At 69.7% G+C, this 18,911-nt stretch carries 18 protein-coding genes; 8 read left to right on the top strand and 10 right to left on the bottom strand.

The window, feature by feature from the left end:
* Positions 1 to 12 precede the first annotated feature (12 nt).
* From AC6CCG_RS21950 to AC6CCG_RS21965, 4 genes are all read left to right on the top strand, one after another.
* Positions 13 to 1,677, top strand: coding sequence for an extracellular solute-binding protein (locus AC6CCG_RS21950; protein WP_496656786.1), 1,665 nt, complete (start codon positions 13 to 15; stop codon positions 1,675 to 1,677).
* A complete protein-coding gene (locus AC6CCG_RS21955; protein ID WP_496656787.1) occupies positions 1,674 to 3,914 on the top strand; it encodes a family 78 glycoside hydrolase catalytic domain in 2,241 nt (746 codons plus the stop codon). The genes AC6CCG_RS21950 and AC6CCG_RS21955 overlap by 4 nt, the downstream gene beginning before the upstream one ends.
* A complete protein-coding gene (locus AC6CCG_RS21960) occupies positions 3,911 to 5,836 on the top strand; it encodes a family 20 glycosylhydrolase (protein ID WP_496656788.1) in 1,926 nt (641 codons plus the stop codon). Before AC6CCG_RS21955 ends, AC6CCG_RS21960 begins: the two co-directional genes overlap by 4 nt.
* 114 nt (positions 5,837 to 5,950) lie before the next feature.
* Positions 5,951 to 7,081, top strand: coding sequence for an ROK family transcriptional regulator (locus tag AC6CCG_RS21965; protein ID WP_496656790.1), 1,131 nt, complete (start codon positions 5,951 to 5,953; stop codon positions 7,079 to 7,081).
* A 72-nt stretch (positions 7,082 to 7,153) separates the two neighbouring features.
* Here the strand turns inward: AC6CCG_RS21965 and AC6CCG_RS21970 are convergent, their stop codons facing one another.
* Positions 7,154 to 7,771, bottom strand: coding sequence for a TetR/AcrR family transcriptional regulator (locus AC6CCG_RS21970; RefSeq protein WP_496656792.1), 618 nt, complete (start codon positions 7,769 to 7,771; stop codon positions 7,154 to 7,156).
* An 18-nt stretch (positions 7,772 to 7,789) separates the two neighbouring features.
* Here AC6CCG_RS21970 and AC6CCG_RS21975 point away from each other — a divergent pair, with 18 nt between their 5' ends.
* Entirely contained in the window at positions 7,790 to 8,677 is an 888-nt protein-coding gene (locus AC6CCG_RS21975) for an SDR family oxidoreductase (protein ID WP_496656793.1), read from the top strand.
* On the opposite strand, the gene AC6CCG_RS21980 is transcribed toward AC6CCG_RS21975, so the two are convergent.
* From AC6CCG_RS21980 to AC6CCG_RS22000, 5 genes are read right to left on the bottom strand one after another with little or no spacing between them, the layout of a single operon-like run.
* Positions 8,634 to 9,056: a TIGR03668 family PPOX class F420-dependent oxidoreductase gene (locus tag AC6CCG_RS21980; RefSeq protein ID WP_496656794.1), complete on the bottom strand. Its 423-nt coding sequence runs from the start codon at positions 9,054 to 9,056 to the stop codon at positions 8,634 to 8,636. The two genes, AC6CCG_RS21975 and AC6CCG_RS21980, sit on opposite strands and share 44 nt — an antisense overlap.
* A 5-nt stretch (positions 9,057 to 9,061) precedes the next feature.
* Positions 9,062 to 10,519: a S10 family peptidase gene (locus AC6CCG_RS21985; protein WP_496656795.1), complete on the bottom strand. Its 1,458-nt coding sequence runs from the start codon at positions 10,517 to 10,519 to the stop codon at positions 9,062 to 9,064.
* Between the two features lie 28 nt (positions 10,520 to 10,547).
* The gene (locus AC6CCG_RS21990; RefSeq protein ID WP_496656797.1) at positions 10,548 to 11,927 is read right to left on the bottom strand and encodes an extracellular solute-binding protein; all 1,380 of its coding nucleotides are present in this window, start codon (positions 11,925 to 11,927) and stop codon (positions 10,548 to 10,550) included.
* A 26-nt stretch (positions 11,928 to 11,953) separates the two neighbouring features.
* The gene (locus AC6CCG_RS21995; RefSeq protein ID WP_496656799.1) at positions 11,954 to 12,778 is read right to left on the bottom strand and encodes a carbohydrate ABC transporter permease; all 825 of its coding nucleotides are present in this window, start codon (positions 12,776 to 12,778) and stop codon (positions 11,954 to 11,956) included.
* A 3-nt stretch (positions 12,779 to 12,781) separates the two neighbouring features.
* On the bottom strand, positions 12,782 to 13,756 hold the full coding sequence (locus AC6CCG_RS22000) for a carbohydrate ABC transporter permease (protein WP_496656800.1): 975 nt from the start codon (positions 13,754 to 13,756) through the stop codon (positions 12,782 to 12,784).
* 163 nt (positions 13,757 to 13,919) lie between these two features.
* Between AC6CCG_RS22000 and AC6CCG_RS22005 the strand changes: the two genes are divergently transcribed.
* Complete coding sequence (locus tag AC6CCG_RS22005) at positions 13,920 to 14,936, top strand: alpha/beta hydrolase (protein WP_496656802.1); 1,017 nt, start codon at positions 13,920 to 13,922, stop codon at positions 14,934 to 14,936.
* Here AC6CCG_RS22005 and AC6CCG_RS22010 read toward each other — a convergent pair whose 3' ends face one another.
* On the bottom strand, positions 14,937 to 15,719 hold the full coding sequence (locus AC6CCG_RS22010) for a sulfite exporter TauE/SafE family protein (RefSeq protein WP_496656803.1): 783 nt from the start codon (positions 15,717 to 15,719) through the stop codon (positions 14,937 to 14,939). It lies immediately after the preceding gene.
* Between the two features lie 69 nt (positions 15,720 to 15,788).
* On the opposite strand from AC6CCG_RS22010, the gene AC6CCG_RS22015 reads away from it, so the two are divergent.
* Positions 15,789 to 16,685: a phosphotransferase family protein gene (locus AC6CCG_RS22015; RefSeq protein WP_496656805.1), complete on the top strand. Its 897-nt coding sequence runs from the start codon at positions 15,789 to 15,791 to the stop codon at positions 16,683 to 16,685.
* Between the two features lie 55 nt (positions 16,686 to 16,740).
* On the opposite strand, the gene AC6CCG_RS22020 is transcribed toward AC6CCG_RS22015, so the two are convergent.
* From AC6CCG_RS22020 to AC6CCG_RS22030, 3 genes are read right to left on the bottom strand one after another with little or no spacing between them, the layout of a single operon-like run.
* Entirely contained in the window at positions 16,741 to 17,283 is a 543-nt protein-coding gene (locus tag AC6CCG_RS22020) for a P-loop nucleotide/nucleoside kinase family protein (protein WP_496656806.1), read from the bottom strand.
* A gap of 30 nt (positions 17,284 to 17,313) precedes the next feature.
* Positions 17,314 to 17,811 carry an SRPBCC family protein gene (locus tag AC6CCG_RS22025; protein WP_496656807.1) on the bottom strand — a complete coding sequence of 166 codons (498 nt, stop codon included), beginning with the start codon at positions 17,809 to 17,811 and terminating at the stop codon, positions 17,314 to 17,316.
* Positions 17,808 to 18,161 (bottom strand): ArsR/SmtB family transcription factor, encoded by a 354-nt coding sequence (locus tag AC6CCG_RS22030; RefSeq protein WP_496656808.1) that lies wholly within the window; start codon positions 18,159 to 18,161, stop codon positions 17,808 to 17,810. The genes AC6CCG_RS22025 and AC6CCG_RS22030 overlap by 4 nt, the downstream gene beginning before the upstream one ends.
* A gap of 79 nt (positions 18,162 to 18,240) precedes the next feature.
* Between AC6CCG_RS22030 and AC6CCG_RS22035 the strand changes: the two genes are divergently transcribed.
* Positions 18,241 to 18,645 (top strand): hypothetical protein, encoded by a 405-nt coding sequence (locus tag AC6CCG_RS22035; protein ID WP_496656809.1) that lies wholly within the window; start codon positions 18,241 to 18,243, stop codon positions 18,643 to 18,645.
* Positions 18,646 to 18,911: the final 266 nt, after the last annotated feature.

The following is an 18,911-nucleotide window of genomic DNA, read 5'->3' on the forward strand; positions in this document are numbered from 1 at the left end:
CAAGGAGTTTCCATGATCAACGCATCACTGCCGCAGAGCCGGCTGTCCCGACGGGGCGTGCTGGGCCTGGGCGCCGGGCTGGCCGCGCTGGCCGGCTGCCGTACCCAACCGAAGGATCCGGCCCCGGGCGCCGAGCAGACGGCCAGGTTCGTCGCCCCGAACTACGTGCCGCCGGACCAGGTGCCCGGCGCCATGATCAGCGACATCGACGGCGTCTCGCCGGCGTACAGCCGATACCCGAGCGAACAGGCCAGATCGGTCACGGAGACGCCCGGCAGCGGTGGCGAGGTGGCCACGTTCCAGGTGCTGTTCCAGGCTCCGCCGCCGTCGAACAATCCCTGGCTGACCGAATTCGACCGACGGCTCGGTGCCAAGATCAAGGCGACGTTCGGCGCGGGCGACGCGTACGGGCAGAAGGTCCAGACGCTGATGGCCAGCGGTGATCTTCCGGACATCTGTTTCGTGGAACGCAGCGCCGCGCCGTCGGTGGTGAAGCCGATGCAGCAGGGCGCGTTCACCGATCTCAGTGAGCTGCTGGCGGGGTCCGGCATCGACGCGTACCCGAATCTCGCCCGGCTGCCCACCTATGCCTGGAAGAACTCCAGCATCAACGGCCGGATCCTCGGGGTCCCGCGGGCGCTGCCGCTGGTCAACGGGGTGACGATGTATCGGGCCGACTGGGCGGCCGACCTCGGCCTCGCCGAACCGCCGAAGAACGCCGAAGCGGTGAAGGAACTCCTGGTCGGGTTCACCAAGGGTGATCATCGCGGCAAGGCCAAGGGAGACTGCTGGGGCCTGGCCACGCTCGGCAACGGCGTGAGCTGGGCGATGGAGATGTTCCGGGTGCCGAACGACTGGCGGCTGAACGACGACGGCACGCTGACCAACGTGATCGAGACCGACGAGTACGAGGCCGCGATCACCTGGCTGGTCGAGCTCTGGAAGGCCGGCGCGTTCCATCCGGATGCGGCCACGCTGCCGACGCTGGACTCGCAGGATCTGTTCATGAGCGGGCGGATCGGGCTGATGCCGGCCGGGATCGCGCCGCACTATCGCAGCATGGTGCCGACGCTGCGGAAGAACGACCCGTCGGCCGAGGTGGTGGCGATCAGTCCGCCCGGGCACGACGGTGGCGACCCGGTCGTGCACCAGGGCGGCGGTTACTTCGGCATCGCCGCGATCCCGTCCGAGGTGGGTAAGGACCAGGCCCGGCTGGCCGAGTTGCTGCGTGTGATCAACTACTGGTGCGCTCCGTTCGGCAGCGAGGAACACACGTTCATCAACTACGGGATCGAGGGCCGGCACTTCCGTTACGACGAACGGGGAACGCCGATCGCCGTCGACGGCGACAAGCCGTTCACCGAGGTGGCCGGACCGTCGTTCCTGGTGCAGCCGCTGGAGGCCGTGTTCTTCTTCCCCGGCGACGACAAGGCCGCGACCGAAGCCCAGCAGGCGATCGCGAAGGCTGTGCCGCTGTCGATCGAGAACCCGGTCCGGAGCCTGATCTCGGAGACCGACATCAGGCAGTCGGCGGCGCTCGGGCAGCTCACCGACGACTACCTGTTCGGCATCATCACCGGCCGGCGGCCGATCAGCCAACTGGCCGAATGGCGGGAACGCTGGCGCAGCCGCGGCGGCGACACGATCCGGAAAGAGTTCGAGGCCGGCCTGGCATGATCAACTCCGACCTCCGTCCCGAGGAACGGCGGGACGACCCGCTGGCCCACGGTGCCCGCTGGATCACCGCGCCGGCCTGGCGAGCCGATCCGACCGGGCCGCTGCCGGTGCTCGGCACCGTGTTCCGCTGCCCGGCGCCGCCGGTGTCGGCGGAGCTGCGGATCGCCGGGCTCGGCGTCTTCACGGCGTCGATCAACGACAGCGCCGTGTCGGCCGACCTGCTCGAGCCCGGCTATTCGGATTACGCGCAGCGGGCCGAATTCTGCCGCTACGACGTGACCCGGCTGATCACGGCCGGCGACAACGTGATCATGATCGAGCTCGGCCCCGGGCTCTATCGCTCCCAGCGACTGGACGACCGCTGGACCAAGATCAAGACCGAGTACGGTGAGCTGGCGGCCTGTGCGTCGTTGACCCTCGAGTACGACGGCCGGGCCGCCTCGACGGTGATCACCGGGACCGACTGGGGTGCCACGGTCGGCCAGACCCGGGCCTCGAACTGGACCGGCGGGGAGGACTTCGACGCGACCGTGCCGCTGGACACCTCGGTCGGCGGGATCCGGGCCTGGCCCAAGGCCGTGATCGCCGCGATGCCGCCCAGGCTCCGGCTCAGCGCGAAGACGACGCGGCCGCTACGCGTCCGGGAGGTGCTCGAACCGGTCAGCCTGCGTACCTTCGCGACGGGCACGCAGGTGATCGACTTCGGGTTGAACTTCGCCGGCTGGCCCGAGGTCGACCTGCCGGCCGGCACGCGGGTCACACTGCGACCGGCCGAGCTGCTGCACCCGGACGGCACGATCGATCCGCGGACCGAGGGCTGGGATCCCGTCTATCACACGGTCGCGACCGGTGCCCGGCCGCTGACCTGGCATCCGCGGTTCTGCTACAACGGCCTGCGCTACCTGGAGATCAGCGGGCTCGTGGAGCCGTTGCGCCCCGGCCAGGTCCGCGGTCTGGTGATCTCCGCCGACACCCCGTCGGCCGGCGACTTCGCCTGCTCGGACCCGACGCTGACGAGGCTGCACACGATCATCCGGCGCGCCGTCACGTCCAACATGTTCTCGGTCTTCACCGACTGCCCGCATCGGGAGAAGCTCAACTTCCTCGAGGAACTGCACCTGGCCTTCCCCGTGCTGCGGTGGAACTACGACGTGCTGGCGATCCTGACCAACACGCTGCGGCTGATCCGGGAGGGCCAGGGCCGGGACGGTCACCTGCCCTTGTACGTGCCCGAGTGGGATCCGTTCCCGGATCCGTGGCGCGGCGACGTCAACTGGGGCGGCGCCGTGATCATGCTGCCCTGGCTGCTGTACCGGACCTACGCCGACGAGTCCGTCCTGCGGGACAACGAGGAGGCCATGGGCCGGTATGCCCGGCACCTGCTGGACAGCCGGGTCGACGGCCTGATCCGGTACGGCCTCGGCGACTGGGACGGCCGGGAGTTCCGGGCCGTCCCGCTGGTCGGCACGGCGACGCTGGCCCGCCTGCTCGGCGTGCTCGCGGACGTCACCGAGCAGCTCGGCCGCCCCGCGGATGCGGCGTGGTGGCGCAACGAGGCACGCCTCGTGACGAACCGGGTCCGGGCCGAGTTCTGGAACGATCATGACCTGACCGTCGGCGACGACACCCTCGGCGAGCTCGCGATCGCGGCCCGGTACGGCATCGTGCCGCCGGAGCGGATCCTCGACGTGGTGGACCGGCTGGAGGGGCGGATCGTCGCCGACGGCTACGTGGCCGATGTGGGCGAGGTCGGGCTGCCGGCGTTGCTGGAACTGCTCGCCGAGCATGATCGCCACGAGACGATCTTCCGGTTCGCGCGCCAGGAGGAGCGGCCCGGCTACGGCTATCAGCTGCGGCACGGCGCGACCTCGCTGACCGAGACCTGGGACGGCCCCACCTACGGGATCAGCCAGAACCACTTCATGCTCGGCGCCATCGACGACTGGGTCTTCGCGCACCTGGCCGGGCTGCAGCAGGCTGCGGGCGATGCCGGGTTCCGGGAGTTGATCATCCGGCCGCGGCCGTGCGGCGGGATCGACCGGGCACGGGCGAGCTACCGCACCGGGCGCGGTCTCTTCGCCGTCGAGTGGCGGATCGAGGGTGACGCGTTCCGGCTGCAGGCCGAGGTTCCGGACGGCTCCTCCTGCCTGATCGATGCCCCGGACGGGTATCGGCAACGGGTCGGACCCGGAACCCACGTGATCACGAGACCGGCGAGAGTGGAGGCGACGCGATGAGTTCGGAGACGTCGAAGATCGTTCCGGCGGTCGTGCCGGCGCTGCGCGAGTGGACGCCCGGCAACGGCCGGCTGCTGCTCGGCAGTCCCGGGACGATCAGCCACTCCGGCGGCGCGGCGGCCGAGGTGGCGAGGTTGCTGGCCGACGACCTGTTGCTGTTCCGCGGTGGGCGCCCGGTGATCGTCGCCGATCCGGCGGACGCGGAGGTCCGGCTGGTCCTGGACCCGGGCCACACCGATGATCTTGGTGCCGAGGGTTACCGGCTGGAGATCGCCGACACGGTCCGGGTCGTCGCCGCGGGGCGATCAGGTCTGCTCTACGGCTGCCAGACGATCGGCCAGTTGATCAAGCAGGATCCGGAGCGGCGGGCGCTGCCGCGCGGGCGGGCCGTCGATCGGCCCCGGTGCGCGGTGCGGGGCCAGATGATCGACGTCGGCCGGAAGTTCCTGCCGCTGACGTACCTCCGGTCGGAGATCCGCCGGATGGCCTGGCTGAAGCTGAACAGCCTGCAGTTGCACCTGACCGAGTGGAACGGCTTCCGCTTCGAGAGCCTGGAGTTTCCCGGCCTGGCCTCCACCGATCACTACACCCAGGCCGACCTGCGCGACCTGGACGCCTATGCCGCCCGCTGGGGTGTCACGATCGTGCCCGAGATCGACCTGCCCGGCCACGCCGTGTGGCTGACCCGGTACGAGCCGCGGCTCCGGCTGCGATCGCCGGCGATGGACTACGCCGGCTGGCCCGGCGGCCTCGGCGGCGGCTGGACCCTCGACCTCACCTCGGAGTTCGCCCGCGCCTTCGTCCGGAAACTGATCATCGAGCTGGCCGGCGTCTTCCGGGGTGAGTACCTTCACATCGGCGGCGACGAGATTCCCTTGCAGACGGCGGAGAAGCAGGATCCCGAGCTGCTGGCGTACGCCCGGGCCAAGGGGCTCCGCTATTCAGGCGATGCCCTGATCGACTTCGCCAATGATCTTGCAGCCACCCTGCGCGAGCACGGCAAGCGCACCGAGCTCTGGGAGTGGTGGACCTACGGTGATCAACCCGCCAGCATCGAGCCGCACCCGGACATCCGGATCAGCAAGTGGCTGGACGGCGACCCCGCCGACCTGACCCGGCGCGGCTACCGGACGGTCGGGGTCAACTGGGGCGGCAACTACGTCACGCCCGGCTACAGCACCACGCCGACCGGCACCTCGCCGCAGGGTTGGGAGGGCCACATGCCGGCCGAGCGGATCTATGCCGACGACGACTACCCGAGCGACGACCTGCTGGAGGGGCATCGGCTGGGTCGCTGGATGGACAAGGCCGAGGCGCGCTCGACCTCCTGGGTGCACTTCTTCTCACACCGCCCGCTGCAGGTGCTGGCCGACCGGACCTGGGGCGGGCCGGCGGCGGCGTCGGCCTCCGACTTCTACGCCCGGGCGGACGCGATCGGCGCGGCGGATGACGAGCGCACCGCCGTCCCGGTCCGGGAGTGCCGGATCGTCGAGGTGAGCAGTGAGGAGATCAAGGACGAGGACGGCTCCGCCCAGCACGTGCTCGATCCGAACCCGCAGACCCAGTGGGTCACCCAGTACCGCAACGACCTGATGATCACGCCGCACCGGCTCGTGATCGACACCGGTGCGGTACGTCCGCTGGCCGGGATCGAGGTGTGGCCGCGCCAGGACGGCAAGGTGGTCGACGACTTCCACCACACCAAGGCACGCCCGAAGGCGATCCGGGTCGAGGTCAGCACGGACCGGCAGTCCTGGCAGCAGGCCTGGTCCGGCACCCTGCCCGACGAACAGCCCGCCCAGTCGGTGCGGTTCCCGGCGGTGACCGGCCGCTACCTGAAGTTGATCATCGACAGCGACTGGGACAACCTGTTCATCACGGCGATCGCGTACCTGTCGATCCTGCAGACCCGCCGCACCTGACCGGTCCGGCGAACCGGGCTCGGTGATACGAATAACCGCATATCGTGGGCATCGACTGATCGTCGACGACCGGAAGGGGTTGGCCAGATGCAGGAACAGTCCGGTAGACCGACGTTGACGCTCAAGGACGCGATCGATGTCTACGGGGCCGAGACCTCGCTGCTGCGCCACCTGAACCGCAACGAGGTGCTGCGGTTCCTGCGCAGGTCGGGTGAGGCGCACGGGATCTCGGTGGTGGCTCGCGAGACCGAACTGTCCAGGCCCACCGTTGATCTTGCCCTGCGCGACCTGGCCGAGCGCGGGCTGGTGCTGGAGACGACCCAGACGGTCAGCTCGCCGCGTGGCGGCCGCCCGGCCCGGGAGTTCCGGTTCGACGCCTGGGCCGGCTGCGTCGCGGCCGTCACCGTGACGAACCACGAACTGCTGGTGGTGATCGCCGACCTGCGCGACCAGGTGATCGGCGAACGGCGGTTCAGGTTCGACGACCTGAACCAGGAGCCGGACCCACCGGCCTGTATCAAGGCTGCCGTCGATCACGCGCTGAGCGAGTGTGCCCAGACCGCGGCCGGATTGCGGATCGCCGTGATCGGCGTGCGGGGGATCGTGTCGGCGGGCGGCGTGATCGAGGTCTCCGGCGAACTGCCGTCGCTGGTCGGCGAGCAGGTGCACCGGCGGCTGACGGCGGCGTTCGACTGCCCGGTCCTGATCGAGAACGACGCGAACCTGGCCACCCTGGCCGAGCATCGCAACCTCGCCGGGCCGGACAACGTGGTCGGGCTGCTGATCGGGGAGGGCCTCGGCTGCGGGCTGGTGGTCAACGGCGAGCTCTACCGCGGCGCCCACGGCGCGGCGGGCGAGTTCTTCGGCGAGGACAAGTCCCGGTCCTGGACCGCGACGAACCGGGCGATCCGCGACTACGCGAAGCAGCGTGACCAGTCGTTCGCGGCGATCTTCCGGGCCGCCCGGCTGAAGCCCGGCCGGGCGCGCACCCTGGTCGCCCGGTACGCCGGCGAGATCGCCGAGCGGATCGGGGCGCTGCTGGTCCTCGACCCGCCGGTGATCGTCGTCGGTGGCGAGATCGTCGAGGCCGGAGAGGTGTTCCTGGACCCGTTCCGGGCCGCTCTCGAGCCGTACCTCTACGGCGACACCAAGATCATCTATTCCGACCTCGGCGCCGACTGTCTGCGCAGCGGGGCGCTCCAGGTGGCGGCGGACTGGATGGACAAGCAGCTCTTCCAGATCTGACTTCTCCAGTACGGAACGCTCCTTGAGCTTGTCGAAGGGCAGGCCACGATCGGACTCGGCCCTTCGACAGGCTCAGGGCGCTGAGGGCGCGAAGCCTGCCTCGGCGAGCCGCAGCGCCCGGTGCATCGCGCCGCGCCGGGCCGGCCGGCTCCGGCCCGGAGCTTGATCATGGACCGCGGCGGCCGTGACCGCCCCGATGGCGGCGCCCAGCTGGATCGCGGCGAGGTCGGCGCCCGGCGCCCGGCCGAACCTGGCCCGGATCGCTTCCAGCACGGCACGTTGAAGGCCCTGGAGCCGGCGGATCAGAGAGGCCGGGGCACCGTGACCGCGGCGCGCCAGGTCGGCCCGGATCGGGGCCAGCCGATCGGCCTCGTCGCCGATCGGGTCGGCGGCGTCGATCAACGCGATCATGGCCGCGTGCACGGCCTGCCAGGGTGTCGCTTCGTCAGGCAGCGCCTCGACCGCGGTGACGGCGAGCTCCGCGTACCGCTCGACGTGATGAAAGAGGACGTCCTCCTTCGCCGTGAAGTGGACGAAGAAGGTCCGCGGCGACAGGCCGGCCAGCCGGGCGATCTCGGCGACGGACGTCGCGTCGAAGCCGTCCCGGAGGAACAGCGTGGTCGCCGCCTCGACCAGCGACTGCCGGGTCGCCCGGCGCTTGCGTTCCCGAAGCCCGGTCTCTGATTGCACAAGTGTAATATTGCATATGTGCATCGAAATCGTACGTATCTGGTGACCGGGGCGGACAGCGGGATCGGTGCCCTGGTCGTGGCACGGCTGGCCGACGCCGGAGGTACGGTGATCCGCTGCGGGATCGGCCCCGGGATGGAGATCAGGGCCGACCTGTCCGAATCGGCGGAGGTGACCCGGCTGGCCGCCGAGGCGGAGCGGCTCGCTCCCTCCGGCCTGGACGGCGTGGCCCTGGTGGCCGGCATCGCCGCACCGACGTCGCTGACCGTACGGCTCAACTACTTCGGCACCCTCGCCGTGCTCCGTGCACTGCGGCCGCTGCTGGTGCGGTCCCGGGCGCCGCGGGCGGTGCTGGTCTCGTCCGCATCCTCTCTTTCGGCCGGCGCGACCGACCTGGTGCACGCCTGCCTGCGCGAGGACGAGGAGGCGGCCGACCGGGCGGCCGAGCGGGCGATCGAGCGGGGCCGGGGCACGGTGATCTATCGGTCGACCAAGATCGCGATCAACCGCTGGGTGCGCCGCAACGCGGGCGGTCCGGACTGGGCCGGCAGTGGCATCCCGCTGAACGTCGTGGTGCCGGGGATCGTGGACACCGAGACGGCGCGGACCACCATGCTCGGCGACGCGGCGCAGGCCCGGGTGCTGGCCGAGGCGTTGCCGCAGCCGCTCGGCTTCCCGGGCCCGGCAGCGGCGGCGGCCGACGCGGTCGCCTGGGCGGTCGGCGCGGAGAACTCGTTCATGGCCGGCCAGCTGGTCTTCGTCGACGGCGGCGCCGACGTGACCCTTCGCGGCGACGAGCCGTACCGGCGCGGTGTTCGCTACCGGCCTGCCGCGCTGGCCCGGATGATCTTCTGGACCCTGGTCAGCCGGCTGCGCCGGACCAGCCGGTCCAGCGATCCACGCTGATCATGATCACCGGCCCGGCCGGTGGGTCAGCCCGGTACTGCGCATACTTCCGGATCAGCGGATCCAGCGCCGCCGACCGGTCCGGCTCGTCGGTGATCATCACGGCACTGCCGTCCAGTCGGACCCACCAGAGCCGGGTCCAGTCGTCCTCGTAATGATCACAGAGCAGCGCCGCCCGCGGGTTCTCGGTCAGGTTGCGCAACCGGCGCAGCTTCGTGGTGGACTTCGGCTTCTGGTCGATCGCGATGATCACCGTGTCGCCGGTGACCGCGAACGTGACCGGCACCAGGTGCGGCTGCCGGTCGGTCCCCGTGGTGGCCAGCCGGGCCACCGCCGCGCCCTCGACCAGGCGCCGGCAGGTGGCCTCGTCCAGCCTCATGATCGTCAGGAACGCGCCGAGGTTTCGGTGACGAACTTGGCCAGATCGGCCGACTGCTGCAGCCGGCTCGGCTCGTGCACGTACATCATGTGCCCGGCCTCGTAGTAGGCCCACTCGATCCGGTCCCGCGCGTCCTCCGGCAGCTTCAGGTGCGCGAACACGTGCTCCGCCGCGAAGTGCGGGGTCGCGCCGTCGTAGTAGCCGCAGGCCACGTGCACGCGCAGGTGCGGATTCGCGCGCATCGCCTTGGTCAGCGCCGTCGCCACCTCGACCGACTCGCCCTCGAACTCCTTGTACGACCAGGGCTGCACCTTCGGCGTCAGGATGTTGTACGCGACGTCGGTCGAGTAGCCGAGTTCCGAACGGACATAGGAATTGAGCGCGGCAGCGTAGGGCCCGGTGATGGCCGCGTGGGACGGGTCGTACTCCATCTGATCGCGGTTGTGGTCGGTCGGCCAGCCGGTGAACCGCATGTCCAGCCGGCCGATCACCTGGCCGCGGTCCCGCAGCAGCTCGGCGGCGAACGCGTGCAGGGTGACCCGGAGGTCGGCGCGATCGACGTACTCGGGGTCGAGACCGGTCAGCGCCGAGTAGCGCTGCACCAGATCGCTGCGCTCGGTTACCGAGAGCCGGTTGCCGCGACCCAGCCCGACCCAGAGATCACCGGCGGCGAACTGCTCGGCCTCCGCGACCCGCGTGCGCAGCCGGCCGGAGACCTTGCCGTGGTAGTGCGCGGTGGCGGTGAAGGTCGGGAAGTAGAGCGCGTACGGAAGATCATTTCCTTCGCTGTAGTGCACGGACCCGAGGTCGAGTACCGACGAGATCAACATCAGCCCGTTCACGTACAGGCCGTCGTTCTCGGCCAGCCGCGCGGCCAGCGCGGCGGCCCGCGTCGTCCCGTACGACTCGCCGGCGAGGTACTTCGGCGACAGCCAGCGCCCGTTCCGCGACGTCCAGAGCCGCACGAACTCGGCGACCGACTCGATGTCGCGGCCGTAACCGTGGAAGTCGTCGGCCTGGTGTCCCTCGGTGGTCCGGGAGAAGCCGGTCGTCACCGGGTCGATGAAGACCAGGTCGGACACGGCGAGCAGCGACTCGAGGTTGTCCTCGATCTTGTACGGCGGCGGCGCCAGGTCACCGGCGTCGCCCATGATCACCCGGCGTGGGCCGAGCAGCCCCAGGTGCAGCCAGACCGAGGACGAGCCCGGGCCGCCGTTGAACGCGAACGTCACCGGCCGCGTCGCCGGGTCGGCGTCGTCGAGCACGTAGCTGGTGTGGAAGATCTGGGCCCGCGGCTGGTGTCCGGTGAACTTGCCGTCGGTGATCACTTCCTCCCGCAGCACCACCCGGCCGGTCGTCGCCGTGTAGCTGAGCTTGGACCGCCCACTGCCGATCTGGTGGGTCGTCACCACAAGATCGTCAGTGGGCGGCTGCGGATGATCACCCGAGGCATCGTCACTCATGCCTCGTATTCTGCCGCAAGCAGGACGCTCAGCGGTTGGGTGCCTTCCCGGCGAGCTTCAGCTTGGTGATGATGTCCTGGATCTGGCCGTTGGCCGCCTCCAGCGTCTTCGGGATGTCGGCGCCGCGCATGGACTTCTCCATCGCCTGGCCGAACGCCTCGGCGACCGTCCAGTCGTACTGCGGCTCGAGCGCGGCCGACGGCAGCACCTGATCTTGGATCACCTTGCGCCACGGGTTCAGCGTGTCGGCGTCCGGAGCCTGGGCCACCGCGTCGACCAGCGACTTCCGGGTCGGGAACTTGGAGAACCCGGTCACCTTGAAGTAGTCGAGCATGACCGCCGGATCGGGGCCGGCGAGCGCCCACAGGAAGAACTTCCCGACGGCCTCGATGTGCTTCGACTTCGCGTCGATCATCCACTTCATGTTGCCGTTGGTCGCCGGAGCGGCGCCGGTCCCGTCGTGGGTCGGGATCGGGGCGACGCCGACCTTGTCGGCCAGACCCTTGAACTCGTCCAGGATCTGGCTGATCGCCCAGGAGCCGTTGATCATCATCGCGGCCTTGTTCTGGCCGAACGGCGTGGAGTCGTTGGCCGGGCCGAGCGACTGCTTCGGGATCACCTGGGCGTCGAACAGGTCGCGGTAGAGCTGGGCCAGTTTCTGGTACGCGGGATCGTTGGCCTGGGCCGTCGACCAGTCGTCGCTGATCGGCAGGTGCCCGGCCACGTTGCGCTGCCAGGGCCAGGACTGCCAGCCGAAGTCTCCGCCGGTCACGCCCATGACCAGCCCGAACCGGCCGTCGGCCTTGGTCTTGGAGCCGAAGTCGACCAGCTCGGCCCAGCTCTTGGGCGGCGTCTCCGGGTCCAGCCCGGCCGCCTCGAAGAAGTCCTTCCGGTAGTACAGGACGGTCTGCGGCTCGAACAGCATCGGATAGGCGTAGTGCTTGCCGTTGACCGTGACCAGCTCGCGGGCGGTGTCGGTCAGGTCGTCCCACGATTCCTTGGGCAGCACGTCCGTGAGATCGGCCAGCTCGCCGTTCTCCACCTGCACCCAGACGTTGTTGCCGACGCCGATGTACATGTCCGGCGCCTTGCCGGCGGCCTGCGCGGCCTTGATCTTCTGCTCCCAGGCGTCACCGGGCACCTGGGTGAGGACGACCTTGACCTCGGACTGGGCACCGTTGAACTGCTCGACCATCTTCTTGTACCAGGCGTCCTCGCCGTTGGTCAGCTTGGACTGCCAGAACTGCACCGTGGTCGTCGACCCCGGCGACTGGGAGTTCTGGGCCTCGGAGGCGGACTGGCCGGGCGTCCCGGAGCCACAGCCGGCGAGCAGTGCTCCGGTCCCGGCGATCGCGCTGGTGGCGAGCAGGGTACGGCGGCTGAGCAGCCGCTGAGCGGGTGAGGTCATGGAACACTCCTTCGTGAATGCGTGGGTCATTTCAGGCCGGCGATCTTGATGTTGCTGATGATCCGGCGCTGGAAGATCATCACGAGCAAGATCACCGGGAGGGCGGCCAGGAACGATCCGGCCATCAGCAGGCCGCGCTCGGGCGACCGCTCGGAACGGAAGTTGGCCAGGTACTGCTGGATCTGGAACAGGTCCGGGCTGGTGATCGTCATGATCGGCCAGATGTAGGAGTTCCAGTACGCGAGGAACGACACGACGCCGACCACGACGAAGGCCGGCTGGGACAGCGGTAGGAAGATCCGGGTGTAGATCCGCCAGCGGCCGGCGCCGTCGATCATGGCCGCCTCCTCCAGCGCGGTCGGGATCGACAGGTAGAACTGCCGGATGAAGAACATCTGACCGGCCGAGGCCATCCCCGGCAAGATCAACACGGTCAGCGTGTCCAGCATGTAGAGCCGGGTCACCATGATGAATGAGGTGAGCAGGATCGCCATCGACGGCACGAACATGGTGCCGATGGCCAGCACCCAGAGCAGCGGCTTGAAGGTGAACTCCAGGCGGGCGAAGACATACGCGGCCATCGAGTTCACCGCGAGCGTGCCGACGGTGAAGATCGCCGCCCCGACGAACGTGATCACCATCGCGCGCTGGAAGGCCGGGTCGGTCGCGATGGTGACGTAGTTCGACACCATCCACTCGGTCGGCAGCAGCTTGAACGGGGTCGCCGTGACCTCGCTGTTCGGCTTGAAGCCGGAGAGGGCCATCCAGAGCAGTGGGAACAGGGCGACGGCGGCGAACAGCAGGCCGACGACGGTCCGGGCGACCCGGACCGGAGCGGGACTCTTGGCCACGGGTCAGCCCTCCTGGGTCTTCTCGGAGTTGATGAACCGGAAGATCAACGCCGACACCAGGCCGAGCACCACGAACAGCATCAGCGCCGCGGCCAGCGGCTGACCCTGGCGTTGATCCTGGGTGAAGTGCTGGAAGATGTAGAGGTTCGGCATCATGGTCGAGTTCAGCGGGCCGCCCCCGGTCATGATCAACGGGAGCTCGAACTGCTGGATGGCGCCGGTACAGCCCGCGATGAGCAGGTAGATCAGCACGTTCTTCAGCATCGGGATGGTGATGTGGACCGTCTGCTGCCACCAGGTCGCGCCGTCCAGCGAGGCCGACTCGTAGTAGGAGTCCGGGATGTCCAGCATGCCGGCGAGCATGATCAACGCGGTGACGCCGAAGCCGATCCAGACCGCCGGTACGGCCAGCGACGGCAGCGCTGTGGCCGGATCGCCCAGCCACGGGATCGGCTCGAAGTCCCGGAACGGACTGACCAGCAGGTCGAGGAACCAGTTCAGGATGCCGCCGTAGTAGTCGAAGATCAGGATGAAGACGATCGAGGCGATCACGCCGGACACGATCGTCGGCAGGTAGATCGACGTCTTGACGAAGGACGCCAGCCGTTGGCCCATCCCCTTCACCACGGAGGCGAAGACGAACGCGAGGACCAGCCCGATCGGCACCACCAGCACCATGAACAGCAGGCCGCGGACGATCGACTGGGTGAAGATCGGGTCGCTGAGCACGTTGCGGTAGTTGTCGAAGCCGATGAACGTCGACGGCAGGTAGAACGAGAAGTCGAAGAACGACAGCGACGCCGCCTGGAAGAACGGGATGATCACGAAGATCGCCAGCAGCACCATCAACGGCGCCAGCATGACAAAAGCGATCAGGTTCGAGCGGTGCAGCCGTCCGGTCCGGCGGGGTGCGGCGGGGCGGGCCGGCCGCGACGGTGCGGCGGCGGTGCCCGGCGGGCTCGGTGTTGCGGTGGCCAACTGACCCTCCTCGGCCTCGGGATCCGACGGCCTGACGATAAGTGATTGTAATCGATTTCACAACTGGGTTGGCGGGGAGCCTCGGCGACGCGCCAGCCGGGTGTCGGCGGCCTCGGCGTACGGTGCGTCAGACTGGATGATCCGGTCGAGACGAGGTGTGCGGGTGCCCGAAACGAAACGTCGCTGGCGGCGCCGTGCGCTGCTCTCCGTCGCCGGTGCGGGGGCCGTGGTCGGCGCCGGGGCCGCCGTCGGCGCGGTCACGCCGTGGCCGTCGGCGCTGCTGATCCGGGCCCTGTTCGAGCGGGGCGCGGCCGACACCGTACGGGAGCTGGAGCGGCATGTGCCGCCGACCCGGCTGGTGGCCCGGACCGATCTCGACACCGGGCTCGATCGGCCGGCCCGCTACGACCTCTTCACGCCGGTCGACGCCACCGGCCCGCTGCCGGTCGTGGTCTGGATTCACGGCGGGGCGTGGATCTCGGGCTGGAAGGAGGACGTGGCGCCGTACCTGCGGATCCTGGCCGGGCACGGCTACGCGACCGCCGGGCTGAACTATCCGCTCGGACCCGAGCAGACCTATCCGGCCGCGGTGCATCAGCTCAACACGACGCTGGCGCGCCTCGTCGAGCAGGCGGGCGCGTTCGGGCTGGACCCGGACCGGATCGTGCTGGCCGGCGACTCGGCCGGTGCCCAGCTGGCCAGTCAGCTCGCGGTGGCGGTGACCAACCCCGGCTACGCGGCGACGACCGGGCTGACGCCGGCGCTCCGGTCGGAACAGTTGCGCGGGGTGATCCTGCACTGCGGCGTGTACGACCTCCAGGCGCTCGCCGGGAGCACCGGGATCGTCGGCTGGGGCTTCAAGACCGCGCTGTGGGCCTACTCCGGCGAGCGCGACTGGTCCGAGACCGCGGCCGGCCGGGAGATGTCGACGCTGCGTTTCGTCACCCGCGACTTCCCGGCCACGTTCATCTCCGGCGGGAACGCCGACGGGCTGACGCCGGCCCAGTCCCGCGCCCTGGCTGCCCGGCTCGCCGAGCTCGGCGTACCGGTGACGGAGCGGTTCTTCGCCGATGATCATGAACCGGCGCTCGGGCACGAGTACCAGTTCAAGCTGGACGGAGTCGACGCCCGGGACACGTTGGCGGCGACGCTGGACTTCCTGGCCGACCGGTTCCGGTGATCAGCTGAGCAGCAGCCGGGCGATCGCGATCACGCCGAGGACGACGATGATCGTCCGGAGCGCGATCGGCGGCAGTCGGCGGCCGACGCTGGCTCCGATGAAGCCACCGATCAGGGTGCCGCCGGCGATCAGGCCGGCCGCGGGCCAGCTGATCCGGTCGAAGGCCACGATCGTGTAGGCGATCGCGGCGACGATGTTGACGCCGAGCGCGAGCACGTTCTTCAGTGCGTTCAGCCGCTGCATGCTCTCCGGCATCAGGGCGCCCATCGCGCCGACCAGCAGAATCCCTTGTGCAGCGGTGAAGTAGCCGCCGTAGATGCCGATCAGGAAGACCAGGAAGATCAACAACACGGTCTTGCCGCGGGACAGCGTCTCGCCGTCCTCGCCGGCTGCCTCGGCGCGGCGCCGGGCCCAGGCCTGGATCTTGGGCTGCAGCACGACCAGCAGCACCGCCAGTCCGAGCAGCACCGGGACGATCACCCGGAACACCGTCTGCGGCAGGTGCAGCAGCAGCCAGGCGCCGCAGATCGCGCCGAGCAGCGAGGCCGGCAGCAGCTGCAGCAGCCGGCGCCCCTGGCCCTTGAGCTCGCGCCGGTAGCCCCAGGATCCGGACGCGCTGCCGGGCACCTGGCCGATCGCGTTGGACATGGTGGCCACCACCGGCTCGTACCCGAAGGTGATCAAGGTCGGGAAGGTGATCATGGTGCCGGAACCGACCACCGCGTTGATCGTGCCGGCGCCGACTCCGGCGAGCAGGATCAACAGGATCTCGACGGGACTCACCCGGTCGAGGGTACGAGACGGCGGAAATCTGCTCGCGCCGGGTGCTCCCCGTGCCTAGGCTGGCCCGCGATGACCGAACCCGTCCCTGCTCCTCAGCTCGCCGAGGCCGACATCCGCGCTATCGCCGAGCGTGCCCTGGCCGTTCCCGTGACCGCGACGGCCCCGCTGGCCGGGTCGGTCGGCAACCAGAACCTCCGGCTGGACACCGAACGCGGCCGGTTCTCGATCAAGCTCGCCGCCGAGACCGAGCTCGCCGGCGAGCGGTGGGGACTGGAACGGGCGGCCGAGGCCGGCGTACCGGTGCCGCCGGTCGCGGCCGCGGGCGAGCTGGGCGACGGCCGCGGGTTCATGATCACCGGCTGGGTCGCCGGCGGCCCGGCGGACGGGGCCGACCGTGACGCGCTGGTCGAGGCCGGGCGAGCGATCCGCCGCTATCACCGGACCGGCGGGCCCGGCTACGGGCTGGTCCAGTTCCGGAACGGGCCGGCGGCCGGGACCTTCGGCTCCTGGGCCGACCGGATCGCGGACATCGTGGCGAAGACCGAGCCGCTGGTCCGGCACGGTGTGATCACCGCCGAGCTCGCCGACGGATTCCGGGCCGCGGTGGCCGATCATGCCGATGCGATCGCGTACGAGGGCGAGGGCGCGCTGCTGCACTGCGACCTGAAGCCGGCGCATCTGTTCGTCGCGGACGGGCGGCTGTCCGCGATCATCGATTGGGGCGACACCTCGTACGGCGATCCGTTGTACGACGTGGCCCGGTTGTCGGTCGCCGACGACGAGATCTTCCGGCCGGCCCTGGAAGGGTACGGGCTCGAGCTCGACGCCGACCTGTCGCGGAGCCTGGCCTGCTATCGGGCGATCCAGCGGGTGGACGCGCTGCACTACGAGCTGATGGCCGGCGGCGACTGGTTCGACGTCTACCGGCAGACGATCATCGACTGGCTCAGCCCCTCCGCGCCCTGAGCCTGTCGAAGGGTTCGGTGTGGCCCGGCCCTTCGACAGGCTCAGGGAACGTCGATCAGGTGCGGGCGAAGGTGATCAGGTCGGGCAGCCCCGGGTCGTAGCCGTCGGTGGTGTCGACGTCGACGGTCGGGACGTCCAGGGTGATCGGGTCGAAGTTCAGCGTACGTTCCCGGACCTCGGCGAGATGATCAAGATCGCCGTGGGCGGCGGCGCGGAGCCCGTTCTCCTCGTAGCGGCGGCGGATCCGGGCCTCGACGGTGTCCGGATCGACCTGGCAGCGGACCAGGCGGACGGCGGCCAGGTCGAGGATCGGGGTCAGTCCCGGGCGCCACAACTTGTCCTGGAACGCCGCCTCGGCGACCACCGTGATCCCGGCCCGGAGCAGATACTCGACGACCCCGAAGAACGCTGGGAAGGTGCGCAGGTTCAGCTCGTCGACCGGGCCGGGCACGAAACCGGGGTGCGCGTGCACCATGCCCTCCTTGAGCTCGTCCCGGCAGATGGCCGGACAACCGACGCCCTGCGCGATCTTGTGGGCCAGCGTGGTCTTGCCGGAACCGGGCGGACCACTGACGACGATCAAGGAAGGGGAGGCCATACCTCGTGTTCTAGCACGGCCCGTTCATGATCAGGAAACCTGAGCCTCGAAGTGAGAACGCTGAGCCGGGTAGTAGTCGTTGAAGTCCGGCAGCGGCCCGTCGGTCAGCGAGGCCAGCAGCTGATCAAGGTAGTACTCCCAGCCGGGTCCGACGTCGCCGACACCGGCGGGATCGACGCGGTGCATGACGAACCGCAGCTCGGCGTGATCACCGGCGCTGCTCAGCTCGAGGCTGACGTCCCAGCTGCCGTGATCGTCGATGGTCAGGACCCGGAGCCGACTCGGCGCCGCGCACTCGGTGATCTTGACCTCGGTCCACGGGGTCTCCTCCTCGAAGCCCAGCTGCAGCTTGATCGTCGCTCCGACAGCACCCTCGCCCTCCCAGCGGCCGATCCAGCGGGCGGTCCGGTCCGGTTCGGTGATGCTGGCCCAGGCGTCGTCGATCGAGCCGGGCAGGCTCCGGGTCAGGACCAGATCGAGGCCTTCGGCGGTCGGGACCAGGCGCCCGGTCGGGGTCGGTGTGCTCATGCTGATTGCTCCTTCGGGTTGTCTGAGGTTCCGGTACGGCGGTCGCGGCGGGCGCGGGCGACCTCGGTGGCCAGCGCGTCGAGCCGGCTCGGCAGCGAAGGCCCGAGCAGCCGGTTCAGGTAGTCCGCGACCTCGGCCAACGGCTCCGTACGCAGGCGATAGATCCGTTGCCGCCCGACGAGTTCGGCCTCGACGACGCCGCACTCGACGAGGATCCGCAGGTGCTTGCTGACCGCCGGCCGGCTGATCGGGAACCGCTCCGCGATCCGGCCCGCCGGCTGCGGGGCGGCGTGCAGCAGTTCGAGAATCTCCCGGCGCACCGGGTCCGCGATCGCTCGTGCCCCGTCCATGACGAAAAGCGTAACCGATCGGTTACGCATTGACAACGGGCGGCGTTCGAGCCCGGTCCGTGCGAACCTCGTCCCTGTGATGTCTCGCGGCCTCGGTGCCCTGCTGCTGATCTTGTTCGGTGTCCTCGGCGCGGCCGGCTGCGGCGCCGGTCCGGACCCGTGCGAACGGACCGAGGTGAACCGGGTCGCCGCCCCGGCGGGCGACCGGACGGCGGTCGTCCTCGTGAAGAACTGCGGCGCCACCTCGGGCTACAGCACTCACGTCTCCCTCGTCGGCCCCGGCGAGGCGGTCGGCGACGCCAACGAGATCTTCAGCGCCGACGGCGATCACGGGGCGGTGCCGCTCGGCCCCGACAACGCGCTCGCCCTCCGCGTCACCTGGCCGGCCCCGGACCGGCTCATGATCGAATTCCCCGCCGGCACCCGGACCTTCACCCAGCGGCCCGACCACGGGCCGGTCAAGATCGACTACCGGTCGTCCTGACCGACCCGGGGGTCGCAGCGCGTGGGCCGGCACGGCGGGTCCGTGGAGTTGAGTGGGATTGTCGACAACGCCACGGGTCCAGTACCGAAATGCGTGGGAATGTCGACAACCCCACGCCCCGCCATGTGCCCTGCGTCGTCATCCGGGACCGTGGAAAGTCACCCAGGTGCTGGGCAACGAGGGAGCGACGGCGTTCTGGCGGCGTGCCATCCCGATGCCGTACGACGAGCGGACCGGAGCCGACGGTCACGTGGTGCAGAACTTCA

This window comes from Microlunatus sp. YIM B11417, from assembly GCF_059617205.1.

Excerpts from the sequence above, each read along its gene's own strand:
- AC6CCG_RS21960 (WP_496656788.1), top strand. The coding sequence starts at position 3,911 with ATGAGTTCGGAGACGTCGAAGATCGTTCCGGCGGTCGTGCCGGCGCTG.
- AC6CCG_RS22015 (WP_496656805.1), top strand. The coding sequence starts at position 15,789 with ATGACCGAACCCGTCCCTGCTCCTCAGCTCGCCGAGGCCGACATCCGC.
- AC6CCG_RS22020 (WP_496656806.1), bottom strand. The coding sequence starts at position 17,283 with ATGGCCTCCCCTTCCTTGATCGTCGTCAGTGGTCCGCCCGGTTCCGGC.
- AC6CCG_RS21980 (WP_496656794.1), bottom strand. The coding sequence starts at position 9,056 with ATGAGGCTGGACGAGGCCACCTGCCGGCGCCTGGTCGAGGGCGCGGCG.
- AC6CCG_RS22030 (WP_496656808.1), bottom strand. The coding sequence starts at position 18,161 with ATGGACGGGGCACGAGCGATCGCGGACCCGGTGCGCCGGGAGATTCTC.
- AC6CCG_RS21985 (WP_496656795.1), bottom strand. The coding sequence starts at position 10,519 with ATGAGTGACGATGCCTCGGGTGATCATCCGCAGCCGCCCACTGACGAT.
- AC6CCG_RS21990 (WP_496656797.1), bottom strand. The coding sequence starts at position 11,927 with ATGACCTCACCCGCTCAGCGGCTGCTCAGCCGCCGTACCCTGCTCGCC.
- AC6CCG_RS21950 (WP_496656786.1), top strand. The coding sequence starts at position 13 with ATGATCAACGCATCACTGCCGCAGAGCCGGCTGTCCCGACGGGGCGTG.
- AC6CCG_RS21955 (WP_496656787.1), top strand. The coding sequence starts at position 1,674 with ATGATCAACTCCGACCTCCGTCCCGAGGAACGGCGGGACGACCCGCTG.
- AC6CCG_RS22035 (WP_496656809.1), top strand. The coding sequence starts at position 18,241 with ATGTCTCGCGGCCTCGGTGCCCTGCTGCTGATCTTGTTCGGTGTCCTC.
- AC6CCG_RS22025 (WP_496656807.1), bottom strand. The coding sequence starts at position 17,811 with ATGAGCACACCGACCCCGACCGGGCGCCTGGTCCCGACCGCCGAAGGC.